This is a genomic window from Flavobacterium sp., assembly GCF_044369455.1.
Taxonomy (GTDB): Bacteria; Bacteroidota; Bacteroidia; order Flavobacteriales; family Flavobacteriaceae; genus Flavobacterium.
Genome location: NZ_JBIPLW010000001.1, coordinates 323,894 through 339,996, shown reverse-complemented (window position 1 = coordinate 339,996; position 16,103 = coordinate 323,894). Strand labels below are relative to the sequence as shown.

The 16,103-nt window shown below is 34.0% G+C and carries 17 protein-coding genes and 1 pseudogene; 10 read left to right on the top strand and 8 right to left on the bottom strand.

Annotated elements, in window-relative coordinates; translation table 11 throughout:
* Positions 1-161: 161 nt before the first annotated feature.
* Both ACIQ2L_RS01455 and ACIQ2L_RS01450 read left to right on the top strand, forming a co-directional pair.
* Entirely contained in the window at positions 162-845 is a 684-nt protein-coding gene (locus ACIQ2L_RS01455) for a response regulator transcription factor (protein WP_396155712.1), read from the top strand.
* Positions 846-1,889: a sensor histidine kinase gene (locus ACIQ2L_RS01450; RefSeq protein WP_396155710.1), complete on the top strand. Its 1,044-nt coding sequence runs from the start codon at positions 846-848 to the stop codon at positions 1,887-1,889.
* Here the strand turns inward: ACIQ2L_RS01450 and ACIQ2L_RS01445 are convergent.
* The gene (locus ACIQ2L_RS01445; RefSeq protein ID WP_396155708.1) at positions 1,863-2,927 is read right to left on the bottom strand and encodes a glycosyltransferase; all 1,065 of its coding nucleotides are present in this window, start codon (positions 2,925-2,927) and stop codon (positions 1,863-1,865) included. The genes ACIQ2L_RS01450 and ACIQ2L_RS01445 overlap by 27 nt on opposite strands.
* Positions 2,928-3,013: 86 nt before the next feature.
* Between ACIQ2L_RS01445 and trmB the strand changes: the two genes are divergently transcribed.
* The 8 genes from trmB (at position 3,014) to ACIQ2L_RS01405 (ending at position 10,069) form a co-directional block, all read left to right on the top strand.
* Entirely contained in the window at positions 3,014-3,688 is a 675-nt protein-coding gene (trmB, locus tag ACIQ2L_RS01440; RefSeq protein ID WP_396155706.1) for a tRNA (guanosine(46)-N7)-methyltransferase TrmB, read from the top strand.
* A complete protein-coding gene (locus tag ACIQ2L_RS01435; protein WP_396155704.1) occupies positions 3,689-4,315 on the top strand; it encodes a LysE family transporter in 627 nt (208 codons plus the stop codon).
* Positions 4,315-4,641 (top strand): MGMT family protein, encoded by a 327-nt coding sequence (locus tag ACIQ2L_RS01430; RefSeq protein ID WP_396155702.1) that lies wholly within the window; start codon positions 4,315-4,317, stop codon positions 4,639-4,641. Before ACIQ2L_RS01435 ends, ACIQ2L_RS01430 begins: the two co-directional genes overlap by 1 nt.
* 194 nt (positions 4,642-4,835) lie before the next feature.
* Positions 4,836-5,966 carry a P-loop NTPase gene (locus tag ACIQ2L_RS01425; RefSeq protein WP_396155700.1) on the top strand — a complete coding sequence of 377 codons (1,131 nt, stop codon included), beginning with the start codon at positions 4,836-4,838 and terminating at the stop codon, positions 5,964-5,966.
* 79 nt (positions 5,967-6,045) lie between these two features.
* On the top strand, positions 6,046-6,285 hold the full coding sequence (locus tag ACIQ2L_RS01420) for a NifU family protein (protein WP_396155698.1): 240 nt from the start codon (positions 6,046-6,048) through the stop codon (positions 6,283-6,285).
* A 56-nt stretch (positions 6,286-6,341) separates the two neighbouring features.
* Positions 6,342-7,394 (top strand): NAD(P)/FAD-dependent oxidoreductase, encoded by a 1,053-nt coding sequence (locus ACIQ2L_RS01415; RefSeq protein WP_396155696.1) that lies wholly within the window; start codon positions 6,342-6,344, stop codon positions 7,392-7,394.
* Positions 7,394-7,723 carry a 2Fe-2S iron-sulfur cluster-binding protein gene (locus tag ACIQ2L_RS01410; RefSeq protein ID WP_396155694.1) on the top strand — a complete coding sequence of 110 codons (330 nt, stop codon included), beginning with the start codon at positions 7,394-7,396 and terminating at the stop codon, positions 7,721-7,723. Before ACIQ2L_RS01415 ends, ACIQ2L_RS01410 begins: the two co-directional genes overlap by 1 nt.
* A 111-nt stretch (positions 7,724-7,834) precedes the next feature.
* Complete coding sequence (locus ACIQ2L_RS01405) at positions 7,835-10,069, top strand: response regulator (RefSeq protein ID WP_396155692.1); 2,235 nt, start codon at positions 7,835-7,837, stop codon at positions 10,067-10,069.
* Here the strand turns inward: ACIQ2L_RS01405 and ACIQ2L_RS01400 are convergent.
* The 7 genes and pseudogenes from ACIQ2L_RS01400 to ACIQ2L_RS01370 form a co-directional block, all read right to left on the bottom strand.
* The gene (locus tag ACIQ2L_RS01400) at positions 10,063-10,767 is read right to left on the bottom strand and encodes an SGNH/GDSL hydrolase family protein (protein WP_396155690.1); all 705 of its coding nucleotides are present in this window, start codon (positions 10,765-10,767) and stop codon (positions 10,063-10,065) included. The two genes, ACIQ2L_RS01405 and ACIQ2L_RS01400, sit on opposite strands and share 7 nt — an antisense overlap.
* Before the next feature lie 2 nt (positions 10,768-10,769).
* Positions 10,770-11,552, bottom strand: a complete 783-nt coding sequence (locus tag ACIQ2L_RS01395; protein WP_396155688.1) for a DUF3050 domain-containing protein — start codon at positions 11,550-11,552, stop codon at positions 10,770-10,772.
* A gap of 118 nt (positions 11,553-11,670) precedes the next feature.
* Positions 11,671-12,849 (bottom strand): acyl-CoA dehydrogenase family protein, encoded by a 1,179-nt coding sequence (locus ACIQ2L_RS01390; protein WP_396155686.1) that lies wholly within the window; start codon positions 12,847-12,849, stop codon positions 11,671-11,673.
* 231 nt (positions 12,850-13,080) lie between these two features.
* Entirely contained in the window at positions 13,081-13,809 is a 729-nt protein-coding gene (locus ACIQ2L_RS01385; protein ID WP_396155684.1) for a hypothetical protein, read from the bottom strand.
* A gap of 100 nt (positions 13,810-13,909) precedes the next feature.
* Complete coding sequence (locus ACIQ2L_RS01380; RefSeq protein ID WP_396155965.1) at positions 13,910-14,587, bottom strand: tRNA1(Val) (adenine(37)-N6)-methyltransferase; 678 nt, start codon at positions 14,585-14,587, stop codon at positions 13,910-13,912.
* A 140-nt stretch (positions 14,588-14,727) separates the two neighbouring features.
* On the bottom strand, positions 14,728-15,252 hold the full coding sequence (rimM, locus tag ACIQ2L_RS01375) for a ribosome maturation factor RimM (RefSeq protein WP_396155682.1): 525 nt from the start codon (positions 15,250-15,252) through the stop codon (positions 14,728-14,730).
* Between the two features lie 197 nt (positions 15,253-15,449).
* A pseudogene (locus ACIQ2L_RS01370) lies at positions 15,450-16,001 on the bottom strand (30S ribosomal protein S16); the annotation flags it as partial.
* Between the last annotated feature and the right edge of the window lie 102 nt (positions 16,002-16,103).

Here is a 16,103-nt window from a genome sequence, read left to right as displayed (position 1 = left end):
AACCAACACAATGTAAAGAGCATGTTACTTTAGTATTACCATTTCGTTCATTTAGCATTATCAAAATGTTAACAAATTAAATAACAGTTAAGTCCCGTTTAAAAAAACAATTCATTTTGTATTATCTTTACATTTACATTCACAAAATAATTGTGTCCGTTATGAAAAAAAAAGACATTAAAATTTTATTAGTTGATGATGAGCAAGATATCCTCGAAATCGTAGGGTATAATCTTTCTCAGGAAGGGTATCAAATTGTAACCGCTTCCAACGGTAAAGAGGCCATAGCAAAAGCCAAAAAAGAATTACCTCAACTCATCATTATGGATGTAATGATGCCCGAAATGGACGGAATGGAAGCTTGCGAAAACATTCGAAAACTGCCGGAATTAAGTAATGTTATCATTGCTTTTTTAACAGCAAGAAGTGAAGACTATTCACAAGTAGCTGGTTTTGATGCTGGTGCCGATGATTATATTACAAAACCCATCAAACCAAAATTATTAGTAAGCAAAGTAAAAGCCTTACTTCGTCGTTTGAAAAGTGACGAACATACATCGGAAACACTTAATGTTGGGGGCATTGAAATCAATAGAGAAGAATATAAAATCATCAAAGATAATCAAGCAATTGTTCTTCCACGCAAAGAGTTTGAGCTATTCTATCTCTTAGCTTCAAAGCCGGGAAAAGTTTTCAAACGAGAAGAGATTCTTGATAAAGTTTGGGGTAACGAAGTCATTGTTGGTGGTAGAACCATTGATGTGCACATCAGAAAACTTCGAGAAAAAATTGGAGATGATTTGTTTAAAACCATCAAAGGGGTAGGCTATAAATTAGAAGTATAAATGAAAATAAAATTTAAGAAAACCTATACGTTTGCTTTAGTTTCAACGGCTTATATTACTATTTTTTCCTCAGGTTTTCTTTCGATTTTGTTGTGGTTTTTTAATGAATTTTCTTTTCCAATTGTATTGGTTTTTGCAATTTGCAATGCTACCTTTTCATTCTTTGTTATTCAATATCGTGTAGAAAGATTCATTTATCGTAGAGTAAAAAAAATATACGATGATGTATCATTGCTCGAATCAACATCGTTTCGTAGTCAACCTATTACTACCGACATGGAAACGTTAACCAAACAGGTTAAAAAGTTCGCCACCGATAAAAAACTCGAAATAGAAACCCTAAAAGTCCGTGAAGAATACAGAAGAGAATTTCTTGGCAATGTTTCACACGAACTAAAAACACCCTTGTTTACAGTACAAGGCTATCTCTCTACACTAATTGATGGCGCCATTAATGACAAAAGTGTTCGTAAAAAATATTTGGAGCGCGCCGAAAAAGGCGTAGAACGATTGATTTATATTGTTGAAGATTTAGACATGATTTCCAAACTGGAAATGGGCGATGTGAATCTAGAACTGTCCAAATTCAATATTACTGAATTAATTCAAAGCGTTTTCGATTTACTAGAAATGACGGCCGACAAAAAGAATATAATCTTGATGTTTGACAGACGATATAGTAGACCAATATATGTTTTTGCCGATCAGGAAAAAATTCAGCAAGTACTTTCCAACCTCATAATGAATTCCATAAAATACGGAAAAGAAAATGGCACAACCGAAATCACTGTTGAGGATTTAGTAAACGATAAAATCATTGTTAGGATAAGAGATAATGGAGAAGGAATAGAAAGACAAAATATCCCTCGACTATTTGAACGCTTTTTTAGAGTGGACAAAAGTGGTTCAAGAAATGAAGGAGGTTCTGGGCTTGGATTATCTATAGTAAAGCACATTATTGAAGCTCACGGAGAAAAAATCTATATTGAAAGCGAATTCGGAAAAGGTTCTGAATTTTCATTCACCCTCGAAAAGAATGAATAATTGCTTCCAGTGAATTTCTTTTTTTAGTTGAGGCAAACCTTGGTATAATTTGGCATCTTTCAAATCTGCAATTTCAAAATTTTCCTGTTTAGCAAAAGGTGCAAAACCATTTCTTTTGAATCTTTTTGCCAAATATTCTTGCTCAAATTGTCCCGGTGTTGGTATAAAAAATGCTTTTTTTCCTAATTTCGCCAAATCCATTACGGTGGTGTATCCTGAACGACAAAGCACCATAGTGCTTTCATTAAATGCAGTTTCTATTTCATTTGATATCATGAAATTGTAATAAGTTACCTTACCTTCATGTTCTATTTTTTGCTCTGGTTCAATAATGCCTTTGATAAAAATTACGTTCCCTTGAAATTGTAGGACTTCTTTTTTAAGCTTTTCTTCTAATAAAGTTCTTTGTGGTTCAGGCCCTGATAGGACTACCATTAAATCATATTTTATCGGAAGGTTCTTTCGCTCCAATCGGCTTAATGGACCAATGTAGGTAAAGTTTAAATTATTTTTCTTCAAATGCCCTAGTTTGCCCGTAAGATTAGGCATTCTTTCAATATCGGGTATCCAGCATTCTGTAAATTTTTTGATAAAATATTGGTGTAGTTTACTCGAAATCCAAGTTGTTTTACCCGATAAAACATTCAATTGATGAGTAATAAAAACACTCGGAACTTTTTTGCTATAAACACCCAAACGATTGTCGGAAATGATACCATTTAAGTTATATTCTGTAATCCATTTTTTGACCATTTTCTTTTCGGTAAAAATGGCGTCGATCATTTTTGGACTATTTTTAATCAGTTTCCATTTGAAATCACTGCCATTTTTGGAGTACTCAATTTCATATGAAGGTAATGTTAACGATTGAAGATGCGGAAATTCTTTCTGAAGGATTTGCAAGGCAACACCATCAGATGCCAAAATTGGTGTGAACCCATTTTTCTCCAACTCCCGAATAATCGGAATACAACGAGTGGCGTGGCCCAAACCCCAATTTAAAGGAGCTACGAGAATATTTTTTGTTGAATTTTTCAAGAGTTGAAATTACGGTTTTATAATTGCAAAGTAAAAAAGATTTTGAATAGTGTATATTTCCTTAATTTTACCAAAAAATTAAGTTTGTGGGAAGTAAGAATAAATTAAAACGCTTTAAGGAAAACGAAACTTTTGAAAATGTTTTTCAACCAACAAGAGAAGAGGTTGTAGGTCGTGATTTTCCTTTGTTAGGAAAATGGAATAATGAATTTTTTAAAAATGATAATCCAATCATAATTGAACTAGGTTGTGGTAAAGGCGAATATTCCCTTGGGTTAGCCGAACGTTATCCTAACAAAAACTTTGTTGGTATTGATATCAAAGGGGCGAGATTTTGGCGTGGAGCTAAAACGGCAGTCGATTTAGAAATGAATAATGTAGCTTTTGTTCGAACTCAAATCGAATTGATTAATTTCATTTTTGCCGAAAACGAAGTAGATGAGATTTGGATTACGTTTCCTGATCCTCAAATCAAATACAAACGAACGAAGCATAGAATGACCAACTCAGAATTTCTAAAGCTTTATAAAAAAATATTGAAACCAAACGGTATTGTAAACCTGAAAACCGACAGTGAATTTATGCATGGATATACTTTAGGATTATTGCATGGTGAAGGCCACGAAGTGTTGTATGCCAATCATAATGTCTATAAAAATGAAGGCGCACCAAACGAGGTAACGGCAATTCAGACTTTTTACGAAAATCAATATTTGGAAATCAACAAAGCAATTACGTATATTCGCTTTAAAATCAAATAGATGTCTTATTTTTTGCCTCTTGTATTAGGTTTTTTCATAGCTTTTTTGGCGGTTATTCCTCCGGGTTTAATCAATATGACTGCAGCCAAAGTGAGTACACAAGATGGTAAAAATGAAGCGTTACGTTTTGTTTTCGGCGCTTCTATAATCATATTTTTTCAAACTTTTATCGCGGTACTATTTGCTCGATTTATAAGTAATCATGAGGAAATAGTAGCAACGCTCCAGGAAATAGGAATTTTTATCTTTACGCTTCTTAGTTTCTATTTTTTCTGGATTGCCGAAAAACCCAAAAAAATTAAAGCTGATGCGAAAGTTAAAGGTAAATCCAATCGCTTCTTATTAGGAATGCTTTTGTCAACACTGAATTTATTACCGATTCCGTTTTATGTATTTGCAAGCATGAGTTTACAAGCATCAGGTTATTTTAGTTTTGATAAAATTCCGGTGGCTGAATTTGTAATTGGTGTCGTTTTAGGGTCGTTTACGGTCTTCTACACCTACATTGTAGCATTTAAAAAGATTGAAAAAAAGACCGAATTCCTTATGAGAAATATAAATATCATCATTGGTTCGGTAACTTCTTTTATGGCGTTTGTGACCCTTTTTAAATTGCTGTATAACTAATGGAAACCAATTTTTTCGAAAGAGTGTATACTGTAGTTCGACAAATTCCAGAAGGAAAAGTAACGTCTTACGGCGCCATAGCCAAAGCATTAGGAACTGCACGTTCGGCTCGAATGGTAGGTTGGGCAATGAATGCCTCTCATAATATGGATAATGTTCCTGCGCACCGAGTGGTAAATAGGAAAGGATTGCTATCGGGCAAACATCATTTTGATGGTACCAACTTGATGCAACAGTTATTAGAAAATGAGGGAATCAAGGTTGTCAATAATCAAATCGTCGATTTTGAGAAACATTTTTGGCAGCCAGAGATTAGTGGTCAGTAGGTAGTTTGTAATTATTTCGTAATTTTTAAAAAATTTACAAATAACTATAAAAAATCATTCTTTTTTATTAACAAAACTTTTGGCTTTTGCCTTTTCACTATTAACTTTTTCAAAGTATCTTTGCAATCTATATTCAGTTTAAATAAAAGTAGTTTTGGTACAATAAACCATTAACTACAAACCACAAACAAAAAATGAAATTAGATAGAAAAGAAATTCTTTCAGCATTGGAAACCATCACCATTGCGGGCGAAGGAAAAAACATGGTGGAAAGCGGCGTAGTTAAAAACGTACTGATTTTTGGCAACGAAGTTACTGTAGATTTACTCATTGCTACACCAGCCATGCACATTAAAAAACGCGCTGAAGACGATATCAAAAAACTAATCCACTCCAACTTTTCACCTGATGTTGTTGTAAAAGTAAACATCAAAGTAGAAGCTCACGCCAATCCTAATGAAATCAAAGGGAAAGCCATTCCAGGAATTAGTAATATTATTGCTGTAGCTTCAGGAAAAGGTGGCGTTGGGAAATCGACAGTAACAGCAAACTTAGCGGTTACCTTAGCAAAAATGGGTTTCAAAGTCGGAATCCTAGATGCCGATATTTACGGTCCATCTATGCCCATTATGTTTGATGTCGAAAATGAAAAGCCAATTTCTGTTGAAGTTAATGGCAAATCTAAAATGAAACCGGTTGTAAGTTATGAAATCAAAATTCTGTCTATCGGATTTTTTACAGCTCCAAGTCAAGCTGTAATTTGGCGTGGACCAATGGCTTCCAAAGCATTGAACCAAATGATTTTTGATGCTGATTGGGGTGAATTGGATTTTATGTTAATTGATTTACCACCAGGAACAGGCGATATCCATTTATCCATCATGCAATCGTTACCAATAACAGGAGCAGTTGTAGTAAGTACGCCACAAGCGGTAGCTTTGGCCGATGCAAAAAAAGGTGTTTCCATGTTTTTATCAGATGCTATTAATGTTCCTGTTCTTGGAATTATAGAAAATATGGCATACTTCACTCCAGAAGAATTACCAAATAACAAATATTACATTTTCGGAAAAGAAGGGGCAAAAAATTTAGCTGAAGATTTACAAGTGCCGTTTTTAGGTGAAGTTCCATTAGTGCAAAGCATTCGCGAAGCTGGAGATTATGGTCGACCAGCAGCTTTGCAAACGGCATCGGTAATTGAAAAAGTATTTGAAGAAATTACTCGAAATGTGGTTCAAGAAACAGTAAACAGAAACGAAAGTTTACCACCAACAGAAGCAATCAAAATTACAACCATGGCAGGATGTTCCGCTGTGAAAAAATAGTATTCAGTTTACAGTGACAGTTTACAGTTTCCACTGTTTTCTGTGACTGAAAACTGCGACTGAAAACTAAAATAAAGATATGACAAACGAAGAATTAACTCTAAACATAGAAAAAGCATTGAGCGAAATCAGACCCTTTCTGAATTCTGATGGTGGAGATATTAGTTTGGTTTCTATAGAAGACGAAAAACATGTAAAAGTCCGTCTTCAAGGCGCCTGCACATCCTGTAGTTTGAGCATGAGTACGATGAAGGCAGGAGTTGAAACAACTATAAAAAGATACGCACCACAAATCGAAACGGTTGAGAATATTGCCTAATTTTATGATTTAAGAACTTTTAAACTCTTAAACCCTAAACCTTTAAACTTTTCTGAATGTTAGAAACAGATATACTAATAATCGGTGCCGGACCAACAGGACTTTTCACAGTTTTTGAAGCGGGATTATTAAAATTAAAATGCCACATCATAGATGCTTTGCCTCAGCCAGGTGGACAATTGTCGGAGCTCTATCCTAAAAAACCCATCTACGATATTCCGGGTCTTCCGGATGTTTTAGCAGGCGATTTGGTCAACAATTTAATGGAACAAATCAAGCAGTTTCAACCCGGTTTTACACTTTCTGAAACGGCTGAAACCATAGATAAGTTAGAGGACGGAACCTTTATAGTATCTACAAATAAAGGAACAAAACACCACGCCAAAGCCATTGCAATTGCCGGCGGACTGGGAACTTTTGAACCCAGAAAACCCGAAATTCCAAATATTGCTTTTTATGAAGAAAAAGGAGTTGAGTATTTTGTAAAAGATCCCGAATTTTTCAGAGATAAAAAAATAGTTATTGCTGGTGGCGGTGATTCCGCTTTGGATTGGAGTATTTTTTTAGCCGATGTAGCTTCAAAAGTTACCTTAATTCACAGAAGAAACGAATTTCGTGGCGCATTGGACTCAGTTGAAAAACTTCAGGAATATAAAAAATTAGGTTACGTAAATTTAATTACACCAGCAGAAGTTGTTTCGCTTCACGGGGAAGACCATTTGAATGCAATTACTATAAGCAAAGATGGTAATCAAGAAACCATTGAAACAGATTATTTTATTCCACTTTTTGGATTGACGCCTAAACTTGGTGCAATTGCAAATTGGGGTTTGGAAATTGAAAAAAATGCGATAAAAGTCAATAATGCATTAGATTACCAAACCAATATTCCGGGTATTTACGCCATTGGCGATGTAAATACTTATCCAGGAAAGTTGAAACTGATTTTGTGTGGTTTTCACGAAGCAACATTAATGTGTCAAAGTGTGTATCAACGATTAAACCCGGGAAAGAAATATGTGTTAAAATACACCACCGTTTCAGGAGTTGACGGCTTTGATGGTACAAGAAAAGAAGCGGAAAAAGCGGTAGTTAAATCGATAGAATAATGGTACAAGATATTACCATTAAAATTACAGACCGCGAGGGAGTAATTCACCAAGTTCAAGCACCAACCGACATGAACTTAAACCTCATGGAAGTTATTAGAATGTATGAATTAGCCGAAGAAGGAACCATCGGGATTTGCGGCGGAATGGCACTATGTGCTTCCTGCCAATGCTATGTGTTGAATGATGTTTTAAAAACGGAACGCAACGATGATGAAGAAGCGATGCTATCGGAAGCGTATCACGTTAAAGAAAATTCTCGCTTGGGTTGTCAAATTCCAATAACAACTGCAATTGATGGATTGGAAATTGAATTGGCACCAGAATAATGCATTAATTTGATTTGTTTTTTAATTAATTTTTTTTTAATAATTTGATAATCATAAAGTAATATAAAAAAATTATTGAATGAATACTTTAGCCAAAATAAATCAATTTCAGTGAAAATTTCATTTAATAATTTTCGTTATTTTAGGGTTCAAATATTTTTAGCGTTTTCAACAATCCTTGTGTTGATGATAATTTGGTTTATGGTTTATGCCTATATTGATGGTAGAATAGGCAGATTAAATGATTTTACTGATAAGACGTATAATGTATCCAAAGACTTCAGTACAAATATTAAAAACTTCCAGTCTTTTTTATTAACAGGATATAAAGAAAAAGACTTTTATATTGATAAAAACCAAAAAGATATTGACTTGTATATCAATAATTTAAGAAAACAAAAAGTAATAGTCACAGAAATTCTTAAAGAGTCGAGAATATTAAACATTGACATAAATCAACCAATGACAAAACTATCAACTGATATTGATAGTCTTTATAAAAGTGTAATTAAATTTAAAGAAATTGCATTAGTTCGAGGTTTCAAAGATTATGGATATGAAGGAAAAATGAGAGATAAGGCACACTTATTAGAAAACAAATCTTCATTAGACAAAATTATTTTACTTCAACTTCGTAGACATGAAAAAGATTACTTATTAAGAGCGGAGGAAATATATTTTCTTGATTTTGACAAACTCATAACAAATACCATTAAACAAAAACAAGACGACTCTTATACTAAACAACTACTTAATGATTATAATAATGATTTCAGAGAATTAGTAAAAAAGAGTTCAGAATTAGGACTAACTTCAAATGAAGGGTTATATGGTAAAATCAATTATTGGAATGTTTATGTTGAGGGTTGTTTTGTTCAAATAATTAATCTCTCGAAAAGTAAAGTAAATGAAGTGAAAAACACCTTATTTTATTTTCAAATTTTTCAAACTATTTTAATTGCAATTATTCTAATCTTTTTAAGTATTTATATTTCAAATTATTTCACAAAAGATATTGAATTGTTAACCACAGACATTTCAAATTATATTAAATCAAATTTTAAAGATAAGTCAATTAGTACTTCAAAAAAATCAACAATTAGGGAAGTAGACTTTCTTTTAAAAAGTTATATTGTTTTAAAAGAAAAATTGACTGATAATATTGAATTTCTTGAACAAGCTACAGATAGAGCAAACAAAAGTGCAACTTTTAAAACACAGTTTTTAGCAAACATGAGTCACGAAATAAGATCGCCACTTAATGGAGTTATTGGAATGTTAAATATGCTTAAAACCAAGTCGTTATCAAATAAACAATTAGAATATGTTGAAATTGCTGAACACAGTGCAGATCATCTTTTGGGGCTTGTAAATATGATTTTAGACCATTCTAAAATGGAAGCCGGAAAAATGAAATTAGAGCAATATCCAATAAATCTTAAAAAAGAGCTTAGCAAATTAATTAGACTATTTGAATATAGAATTAAGGATAAAAATATTGAATTGCATTTTATTTTTGATGATGGAATAGTAAGTAACGTATTGGCAGATAATTTGCGATTACAACAAGTCCTTATAAATCTATTAGACAATGCAATAAAGTTTACACCTAAAGGAGATGTTAGACTCGAAGTAAAATTATTGAATATTGTTGATGATGTTCAATATTTAGGTTTTAATGTAATGGACTCGGGTATAGGGATTGATGCAAATAAAACCGAGCAACTGCTATTAGCATTTGAACAAGAGGATTTGTCAATAACAAGAAAGTATGGAGGAACTGGATTAGGATTAACAATCTCTAACCAACTAATACAATTAATGGGAGGAACTAAGTTGAATATTATGACGTTAAAAAATGGTGGATCAAGTTTTAATTTTGAAATACCATTTATGTTAAATTTTAATGAAGTTTATCTTGAAAATGCTGAAAATAATATGGATAGCAAACAACATATAATCATTAGTAGAACTTTAATTGTTGAAGATAATATTATTAATCAAAAAGTTTTAAATAAACTTTTAGAAAAAATAAATATAAAATCAGATATCGCAAATAATGGTAAAGAAGCTGTTTTGCTTTATCAAGAAAATGATTATGATATGATTTTTATGGATTTGCACATGCCCGAAATGGATGGTTTTGAGGCCACAGCTAAAATAAAATCATCATTAAAATATCAAAAACTTTCAACTCCAATTATTGCTGTTACTGCTAGCGCATTTGATGAAGATAAAGTAAAAGCAATTTCAAATGGGATGGATGATTTTATTACAAAACCTATTGTATCAAAAAATCTTGAAGAGACTATAATAAAGCAACTAAACCTTAAAGCAATTCAATAAATTTCTAATTTCATTTTAGCCTTAGGCAAAATCCGTTCCACAAACTTTGTATAAGCAATGGTTGAAGGATGCAGACCATCTGAAGCGACTAAATATGGCTGTTGCAAACCCAATCGTGTAATATCGGTAATGTTGATAAAAGTTATATTGTTCGCAAGACAATAGTTTTGAGCAAATGCGTTATAATTATCTAATTGACTTGAAATAGTTGCATTTCCATTTCCAAAAGGCGTATACGCATAATCTGGAATCGATACTACAATGACATTTTCTTTTTTTCCTTTGGCTTTTTGAATGGCAATACTTACTAACTCAGGAAATTCTTGTTCATACACACTAAACGGTTGGTTTTGATACTGATTATTGACCCCAATTAAAAGGGTAACCAAATCAAAATCGTTTGTTGGATTTTGAGTGGCTATAGCCGTCTTCAAATGGGTAGTGGTCCAACCCGTTTGCGCAATAACTTGGGTTTGAAACGTATCGTTTGCAGTAATGTGTTTTTTTATACTATCCTGCAATTGTATCGGAAAGCGACAGGTTTGGCATACACTTTCTCCAATAGTGTAACTGTCTCCTAGAGCAAGGTATTTATAGTTTTTAGGCTGAATGATTTCAGTACCAGAATCGTTCTCTGAACTACAACTCACAACCAGCAAAGCAAAAAGAATAAAAGCTATTTTAAATAGAACTTTCATAGTTAAGCTAATGCTAAGCTAGCTTCGATTTTTTCTTCAATGGCATCCCAAAGTCCAATTCTTTTTTCGAGTGCTAAAATCGAAACTTCTTCAACATCACTCCATTTTTGAATATCGTCTTGACAAAGTTCGGTAATCATTTGCATCGCCATCGGACCATGTTCGTCTGCATCCAATTCGATGTGTCTTTCGAAATAATAAATTAATTTTGACAAATCCGTCTCCGGAAAGTTCTGCTGGAAATTCCTCAAAATTTCGGTAAACATATTCGGAATCAAATCTTCTCTTCCAAAAGTAAATGCCGCTGCAATTTTATGGGTTTTTCCTTCTTCGATAACTCGGAAAGTAAAGTCTAGGAATGCTTTTATTTTCGGATGTAAATTACTTTGTTTAATAGCAATAAAAATATTTTTCGTATCAATAACAGCGTGAAGAAAATCGTCTAATTCACGAGTTTGTGCTCCGCAACTTTCCATCGCTTCCACATACATTTCAAAATGGCTCAAACGCTTTCCGTCCAACGTCAAATCGCTTTCCTCTGCCAAAACAATTTCGTTTATTAAATATCTTGTTTCTGGATTTTTTGAGGCAAACCAAGGCGTCGTCGTGCAGGTCAATTTACTTTGCAATGCTTTCAATAAAGACATAAAATCCCAAACAGCATAGACATGGCATTCCAAAAATTGATGTAAGTCTTCAATGTTTTTTACTTTTTCGTAAAGTGTATGTTGAAGTAATTGTTCTTTTTGCGCTTGGATTTTGTGGTTGATGATGGAAATATTCATAGCGTGTTTTTTTTCTATATACGGTAAAAAAAATTTTAAAGATTTGAAACAGTGTAAAAGTAAAAATGCTTCCCTTAAATGAGAAGCATTTTGTATCAATTTTATCTATTGTTTAATCTTATTTAAAAGCGGGTATTCCAGTAATGTCAGCTCCAGTAATTAACAAATGAATATCGTGTGTGCCTTCATAGGTCAATACTGATTCTAAATTCATCATATGTCTCATGATTGAATACTCGCCTGTAATTCCCATTCCTCCCAGCATTTGACGTGCTTCGCGAGCAATTTCAACAGCCATCATTACATTGTTGCGTTTTGCCATCGAGATTTGAGCAGTAGTCGCTTTTCCTTCATTACGCAAAACTCCCAAACGCCATGTCAATAATTGCGCTTTGGTAATTTCCGTAATCATTTCGGCTAGTTTCTTTTGTTGTAATTGAAACGAAGCAATTGGTTTGTCAAACTGAATACGCTCTTTTGCATAACGCAAAGCAGTGTCATAACAATCCATCGCAGCACCAATTGCACCCCAAGCAATTCCATATCGAGCAGAGTCCAAACATTGCATTGGTGCGCCTAATCCCGATTTTCCTGGCATCAAATTTTCTTTGGGAACGTTCACGTTATTAAAAACTAATTCTCCAGTGGCCGAAGCACGAAGCGACCATTTATTATGGGTTTCTGGAGTAGTAAATCCATCCATTCCGCGCTCTACAATTAAACCGTGAATTCTTCCTTCTTCATTTTTTGCCCAAACCACGGCAACATCTGCGAAAGGCGCATTCGAAATCCACATTTTCGCACCATTCAACAAATAATGATCGCCCATATCTTTAAAGTTAGTAGTCATGCCGCCTGGATTAGAGCCATGATCGGGTTCGGTCAAACCAAAGCATCCCATGAATTCACCAGTGGCTAGTTTTGGCAAGTATTTTTTGCGTTGTTCTTCGGTTCCGAATTTCCAAATAGGATACATTACCAAAGAAGATTGAACAGAAGATGTTGAGCGAACACCCGAATCACCTCTTTCAATTTCTTGCATGATTAAACCATACGAAATTTGGTCTAAACCAGCTCCACCATATTCTTCTGGAATATAAGGGCCAAAACCACCAATTTCGCCCAAACCTTTGATGATTTGTTTCGGAAATTCAGCACGTTGTGCATAGTCTTCAATAATTGGAGAAACTTCACGTTTCACCCAAGCACGAGCCGAATCACGAACTAATTTGTGTTCTTCGGTTAGTAAATCATCTAAATTATAATAATCTGGAGCTTGAAATAAGTCTGGTTTCATAAGAATGTATAGTGTATAATGTAAACTGTATAGTGTTTTACGAAAACGTTTGCAAAGCTAAAGAATCTTAACCAAAATTCCCATGAACAATTGTTATTTTTATGTCAAACTGTCCCGAAGCTTCGGGAGTCGAAGTTTTGAAGCAATCTCCAGCTATTCGTTTCAATCTTTTTCTTTTTGAAAAAAAGAAAAAGGATTTTCTCTACTATCTGGGCTAGGGTTTTGGTTTAACTATTTCAGTTTGTCAAATTCTGTTTTTTTATTCAGTAAAAATTCAAGTACAGTTAGCTCATCATTGCTTTCGATTGCTGTTTTTGATTTGGGATCACTTTCACAATACGCAAGAAATCTAGAAGTTTCTTCAGGTTTTAACTTCAATGTTTTGGAAAAGAACGATGGATTAAAGTTGGTAAGAGCATATTCCTTAAATCCCATTGGTTCTTCTTTTGCATTTTTTTTCGAATTTTTGCCCTTAAATAATTTTCCAATCATTTTTCCAATTTGTATAAAATCCATTGCATTTACCATTTCGCCGGTATAAACACCATCAACCTTAGGTCTTGCGGCATCTTTTTGAATTTTAGCTATCTTCAAATTATTATAAGAGACATCTATACTTTTTATGGCATTAACCCGTTCAATGTCGACTTCCTCTAGTGCAATAGGTTTTTCGATTAATTTGATTGACACAACTTCTTTTTCAAAATCCTCTTGGGTGAGTTTGTATTTTTGATCTGCAAAGTTATCAGAGAGTAAAACAAGGACGTCATTAATTTTGGCTTCAATCTGAAATTCACCAACAGAATTGGTTTGCGTTATTTTTTTGGTTGTAAAATTAATTATCTCAACATTCCTCTGATAACTGTCAAGATAAGAGACTTTTCCATAAATGAGTCTTGAAGTTTGAGAATAGGAAAGATAGGAAAGGAATAAAAAAGTGACTAAAGTAAATTTCGACATAGGCGTCAGGTAACGTTAGATATTTAGAAATCTAAAAGTAAACAAACCTAGGAGCTTATAATCAGAAGAGATTGTTAAATGTTTTTATAAAATGTTAAGCCTACATCTTCAAATAAAAATCTTTGGTCAAAGCGATGTAATCGTCGGTATATTCCTGACGATTAATTTCGATCACCAGTTCGCTGGCTTCTAAAACTGACAATTCATAGCGTTTGAAAGCCAATAAACTTCGAACGATTGGAGTAGTTTTCGATCCTTTTACGCGAGTCACTTTCACAGGAAAAAGTTCCACTTCAGCACACAAATCAATTAAGCGCTTTTCTTCTTTAAAAGGAATAATCACAGCAAATATTCCGTTTTCTGAGAGAAGGAGTTGTGCTGCCTCCACCAATTCTTCAAAAGGCAAAGCGTCTTGAAATCGTGCTACATCGCGTTGTTTGTTTTCGGTTTTGAAATCTTCGGAATAAAACGGAGGGTTGGAAATAATCAAATCGTATTCTTCATCTTCCATTTCGTCAACAAATTCATCTAAAGCGGCATGATAACAATAGAGTCGGTCGCTCCATGGAGAACTTTCAAAATTCTCAACACATTGTTCAAAGGCATTTTCGTCAATTTCAATAGCGTCGATTTGTTCAGCATTACTTCGTTGTGCCAACATCAAAGACAAAATGCCAGTTCCAGCACCAATATCCAAAACCGAAAAAGGTCCCGAAGCTTCGGGATTATCAATTGGACACCAAGCACCAAGTAACAAACTATCGGTGCCAATTTTCATAGCGCAACGGTCTTGGTTGACGTTAAATTGTTTGAATTGAAATGTTGACAAAACAATATTTTTTAAATTTAAACCATTAAGAAATTAAGAAAATTAAGGATTCATGAACCTTAACTATCTTAATGGTTCAAAAAATAAATTTATAAATACATTTCAACAAGCCCTTCTGGCAAATCCATAATCACCTTTTTATTCTTTCGGTCTATTTCGACTAAGAAATGGTCAATCATTGGAATAAGCAGTTCGACATTTCCGTTTAAAACCTCAAATAGAGGTTGGGCAGTCGTGTCATTTATAGACACAATTTTTCCGAAAATCCCCAAACGCTTGTCTTCAATTTCAAAACCAATGACTTCATGAAAATAAAATTTGTTGCCCGTAAGTTTTGGCAACATGCTAAGCGGAAGGTAAACTTCGCAGTTCATGATGCTATCGGCTTCTTCTTCGGTGTCTACATCTTCAAATTGCACGCGAAGAAAATCATTTTTGTGCAGTGAACTAGTTGAAATAAAAAATGGAACCAGATTGTTGTTGAATTCAACAAATACTGATTCCATATTTTCATATAATTCGGGTTCGTCGGTATCTAAATAGAGCAGCACTTCCCCTTTGAAACTAAATTTTTTAGCAATTTTACCAAGATAGAAACAATCTTCCTTACGCATAATTGCTTGAAGTATTATGCTTCAGTTTGCGTTGCCTGTTCGCTATCGCTCGAGTCTTCGCTAGCTTCTTCAGCAGCAAGAGCTTCAGGAGCTTCTTCTGTTGCAACTTCAGCAACAACTTCTTCTGTAGCTACTTCAGCAGCAGTCTCTTCAACAGCTGGAGCTTCTTCAGCAACAACTTCTTCTGTAGCTACTTCACCTGCAGTCTCTTCAACAGTAACTTCAGCAACTTCAGCTACAGCTTCTGGAGCTTCATCAGCTACAGTTTCTTCAACAGCAACTTCTTCGTCTACTTTTGCAGCTTCAACAGCGGCAGCAGCACGTTTGTCATTAGCCGCTTTTTCAGCTTTTAAAGCTTTTACTTTAGCAGCTTCTTGCGCTTTTGACAAGCCTTCTTTTTTAGTGTCCACTTTTCCAGCTTTTTCTTCTAACCATTTAGCCAATTTTGCATCAGCTTGCTCTTGCGTTAAAGCTCCTTTACGAACGCCACCATCAAGGTGATGTTTCATCAAAGCACCTTTGTAAGAAAGGATAGCTCTTGCAGTATCTGTTGGTTGTGCTCCATTGTGCAACCATTGAACCGCTTGGTCTAGGTTTAAATCAATAGTGGCAGGATTGGTGTTTGGATTGTAAGTTCCTAATTTTTCAAGGTATCTACCATCTCTTTTTGATCTAGCATCTGCTGCTACGATCCAGTAAAAAGGTTTTTGTTTTTTACCGTGTCTTTGTAATCTAATTTTTACTGACATAATCTTTTTGATTAATTTGAGGTACTCGACCTCGATTATTTTAAGGGTGCAAAGATAGCTTTTTTTTGAAAAGAAACTAATCCAAATGAAAGTTTTTGATTA

Coding starts and splice junctions, on each gene's coding strand:
- ACIQ2L_RS01455 (WP_396155712.1), top strand. CDS start 162: ATGAAAAAAAAAGACATTAAAATTTTATTAGTTGATGATGAGCAAGAT.
- ACIQ2L_RS01450 (WP_396155710.1), top strand. CDS start 846: ATGAAAATAAAATTTAAGAAAACCTATACGTTTGCTTTAGTTTCAACG.
- ACIQ2L_RS01435 (WP_396155704.1), top strand. CDS start 3,689: ATGTCTTATTTTTTGCCTCTTGTATTAGGTTTTTTCATAGCTTTTTTG.
- ACIQ2L_RS01430 (WP_396155702.1), top strand. CDS start 4,315: ATGGAAACCAATTTTTTCGAAAGAGTGTATACTGTAGTTCGACAAATT.
- ACIQ2L_RS01425 (WP_396155700.1), top strand. CDS start 4,836: ATGAAATTAGATAGAAAAGAAATTCTTTCAGCATTGGAAACCATCACC.
- ACIQ2L_RS01420 (WP_396155698.1), top strand. CDS start 6,046: ATGACAAACGAAGAATTAACTCTAAACATAGAAAAAGCATTGAGCGAA.
- ACIQ2L_RS01415 (WP_396155696.1), top strand. CDS start 6,342: ATGTTAGAAACAGATATACTAATAATCGGTGCCGGACCAACAGGACTT.
- ACIQ2L_RS01410 (WP_396155694.1), top strand. CDS start 7,394: ATGGTACAAGATATTACCATTAAAATTACAGACCGCGAGGGAGTAATT.
- ACIQ2L_RS01400 (WP_396155690.1), bottom strand. CDS start 10,767: ATGAAAGTTCTATTTAAAATAGCTTTTATTCTTTTTGCTTTGCTGGTT.
- ACIQ2L_RS01395 (WP_396155688.1), bottom strand. CDS start 11,552: ATGAATATTTCCATCATCAACCACAAAATCCAAGCGCAAAAAGAACAA.
- ACIQ2L_RS01390 (WP_396155686.1), bottom strand. CDS start 12,849: ATGAAACCAGACTTATTTCAAGCTCCAGATTATTATAATTTAGATGAT.
- ACIQ2L_RS01385 (WP_396155684.1), bottom strand. CDS start 13,809: ATGTCGAAATTTACTTTAGTCACTTTTTTATTCCTTTCCTATCTTTCC.
- ACIQ2L_RS01380 (WP_396155965.1), bottom strand. CDS start 14,587: ATGAAAATTGGCACCGATAGTTTGTTACTTGGTGCTTGGTGTCCAATT.
- rimM (WP_396155682.1), bottom strand. CDS start 15,252: ATGCGTAAGGAAGATTGTTTCTATCTTGGTAAAATTGCTAAAAAATTT.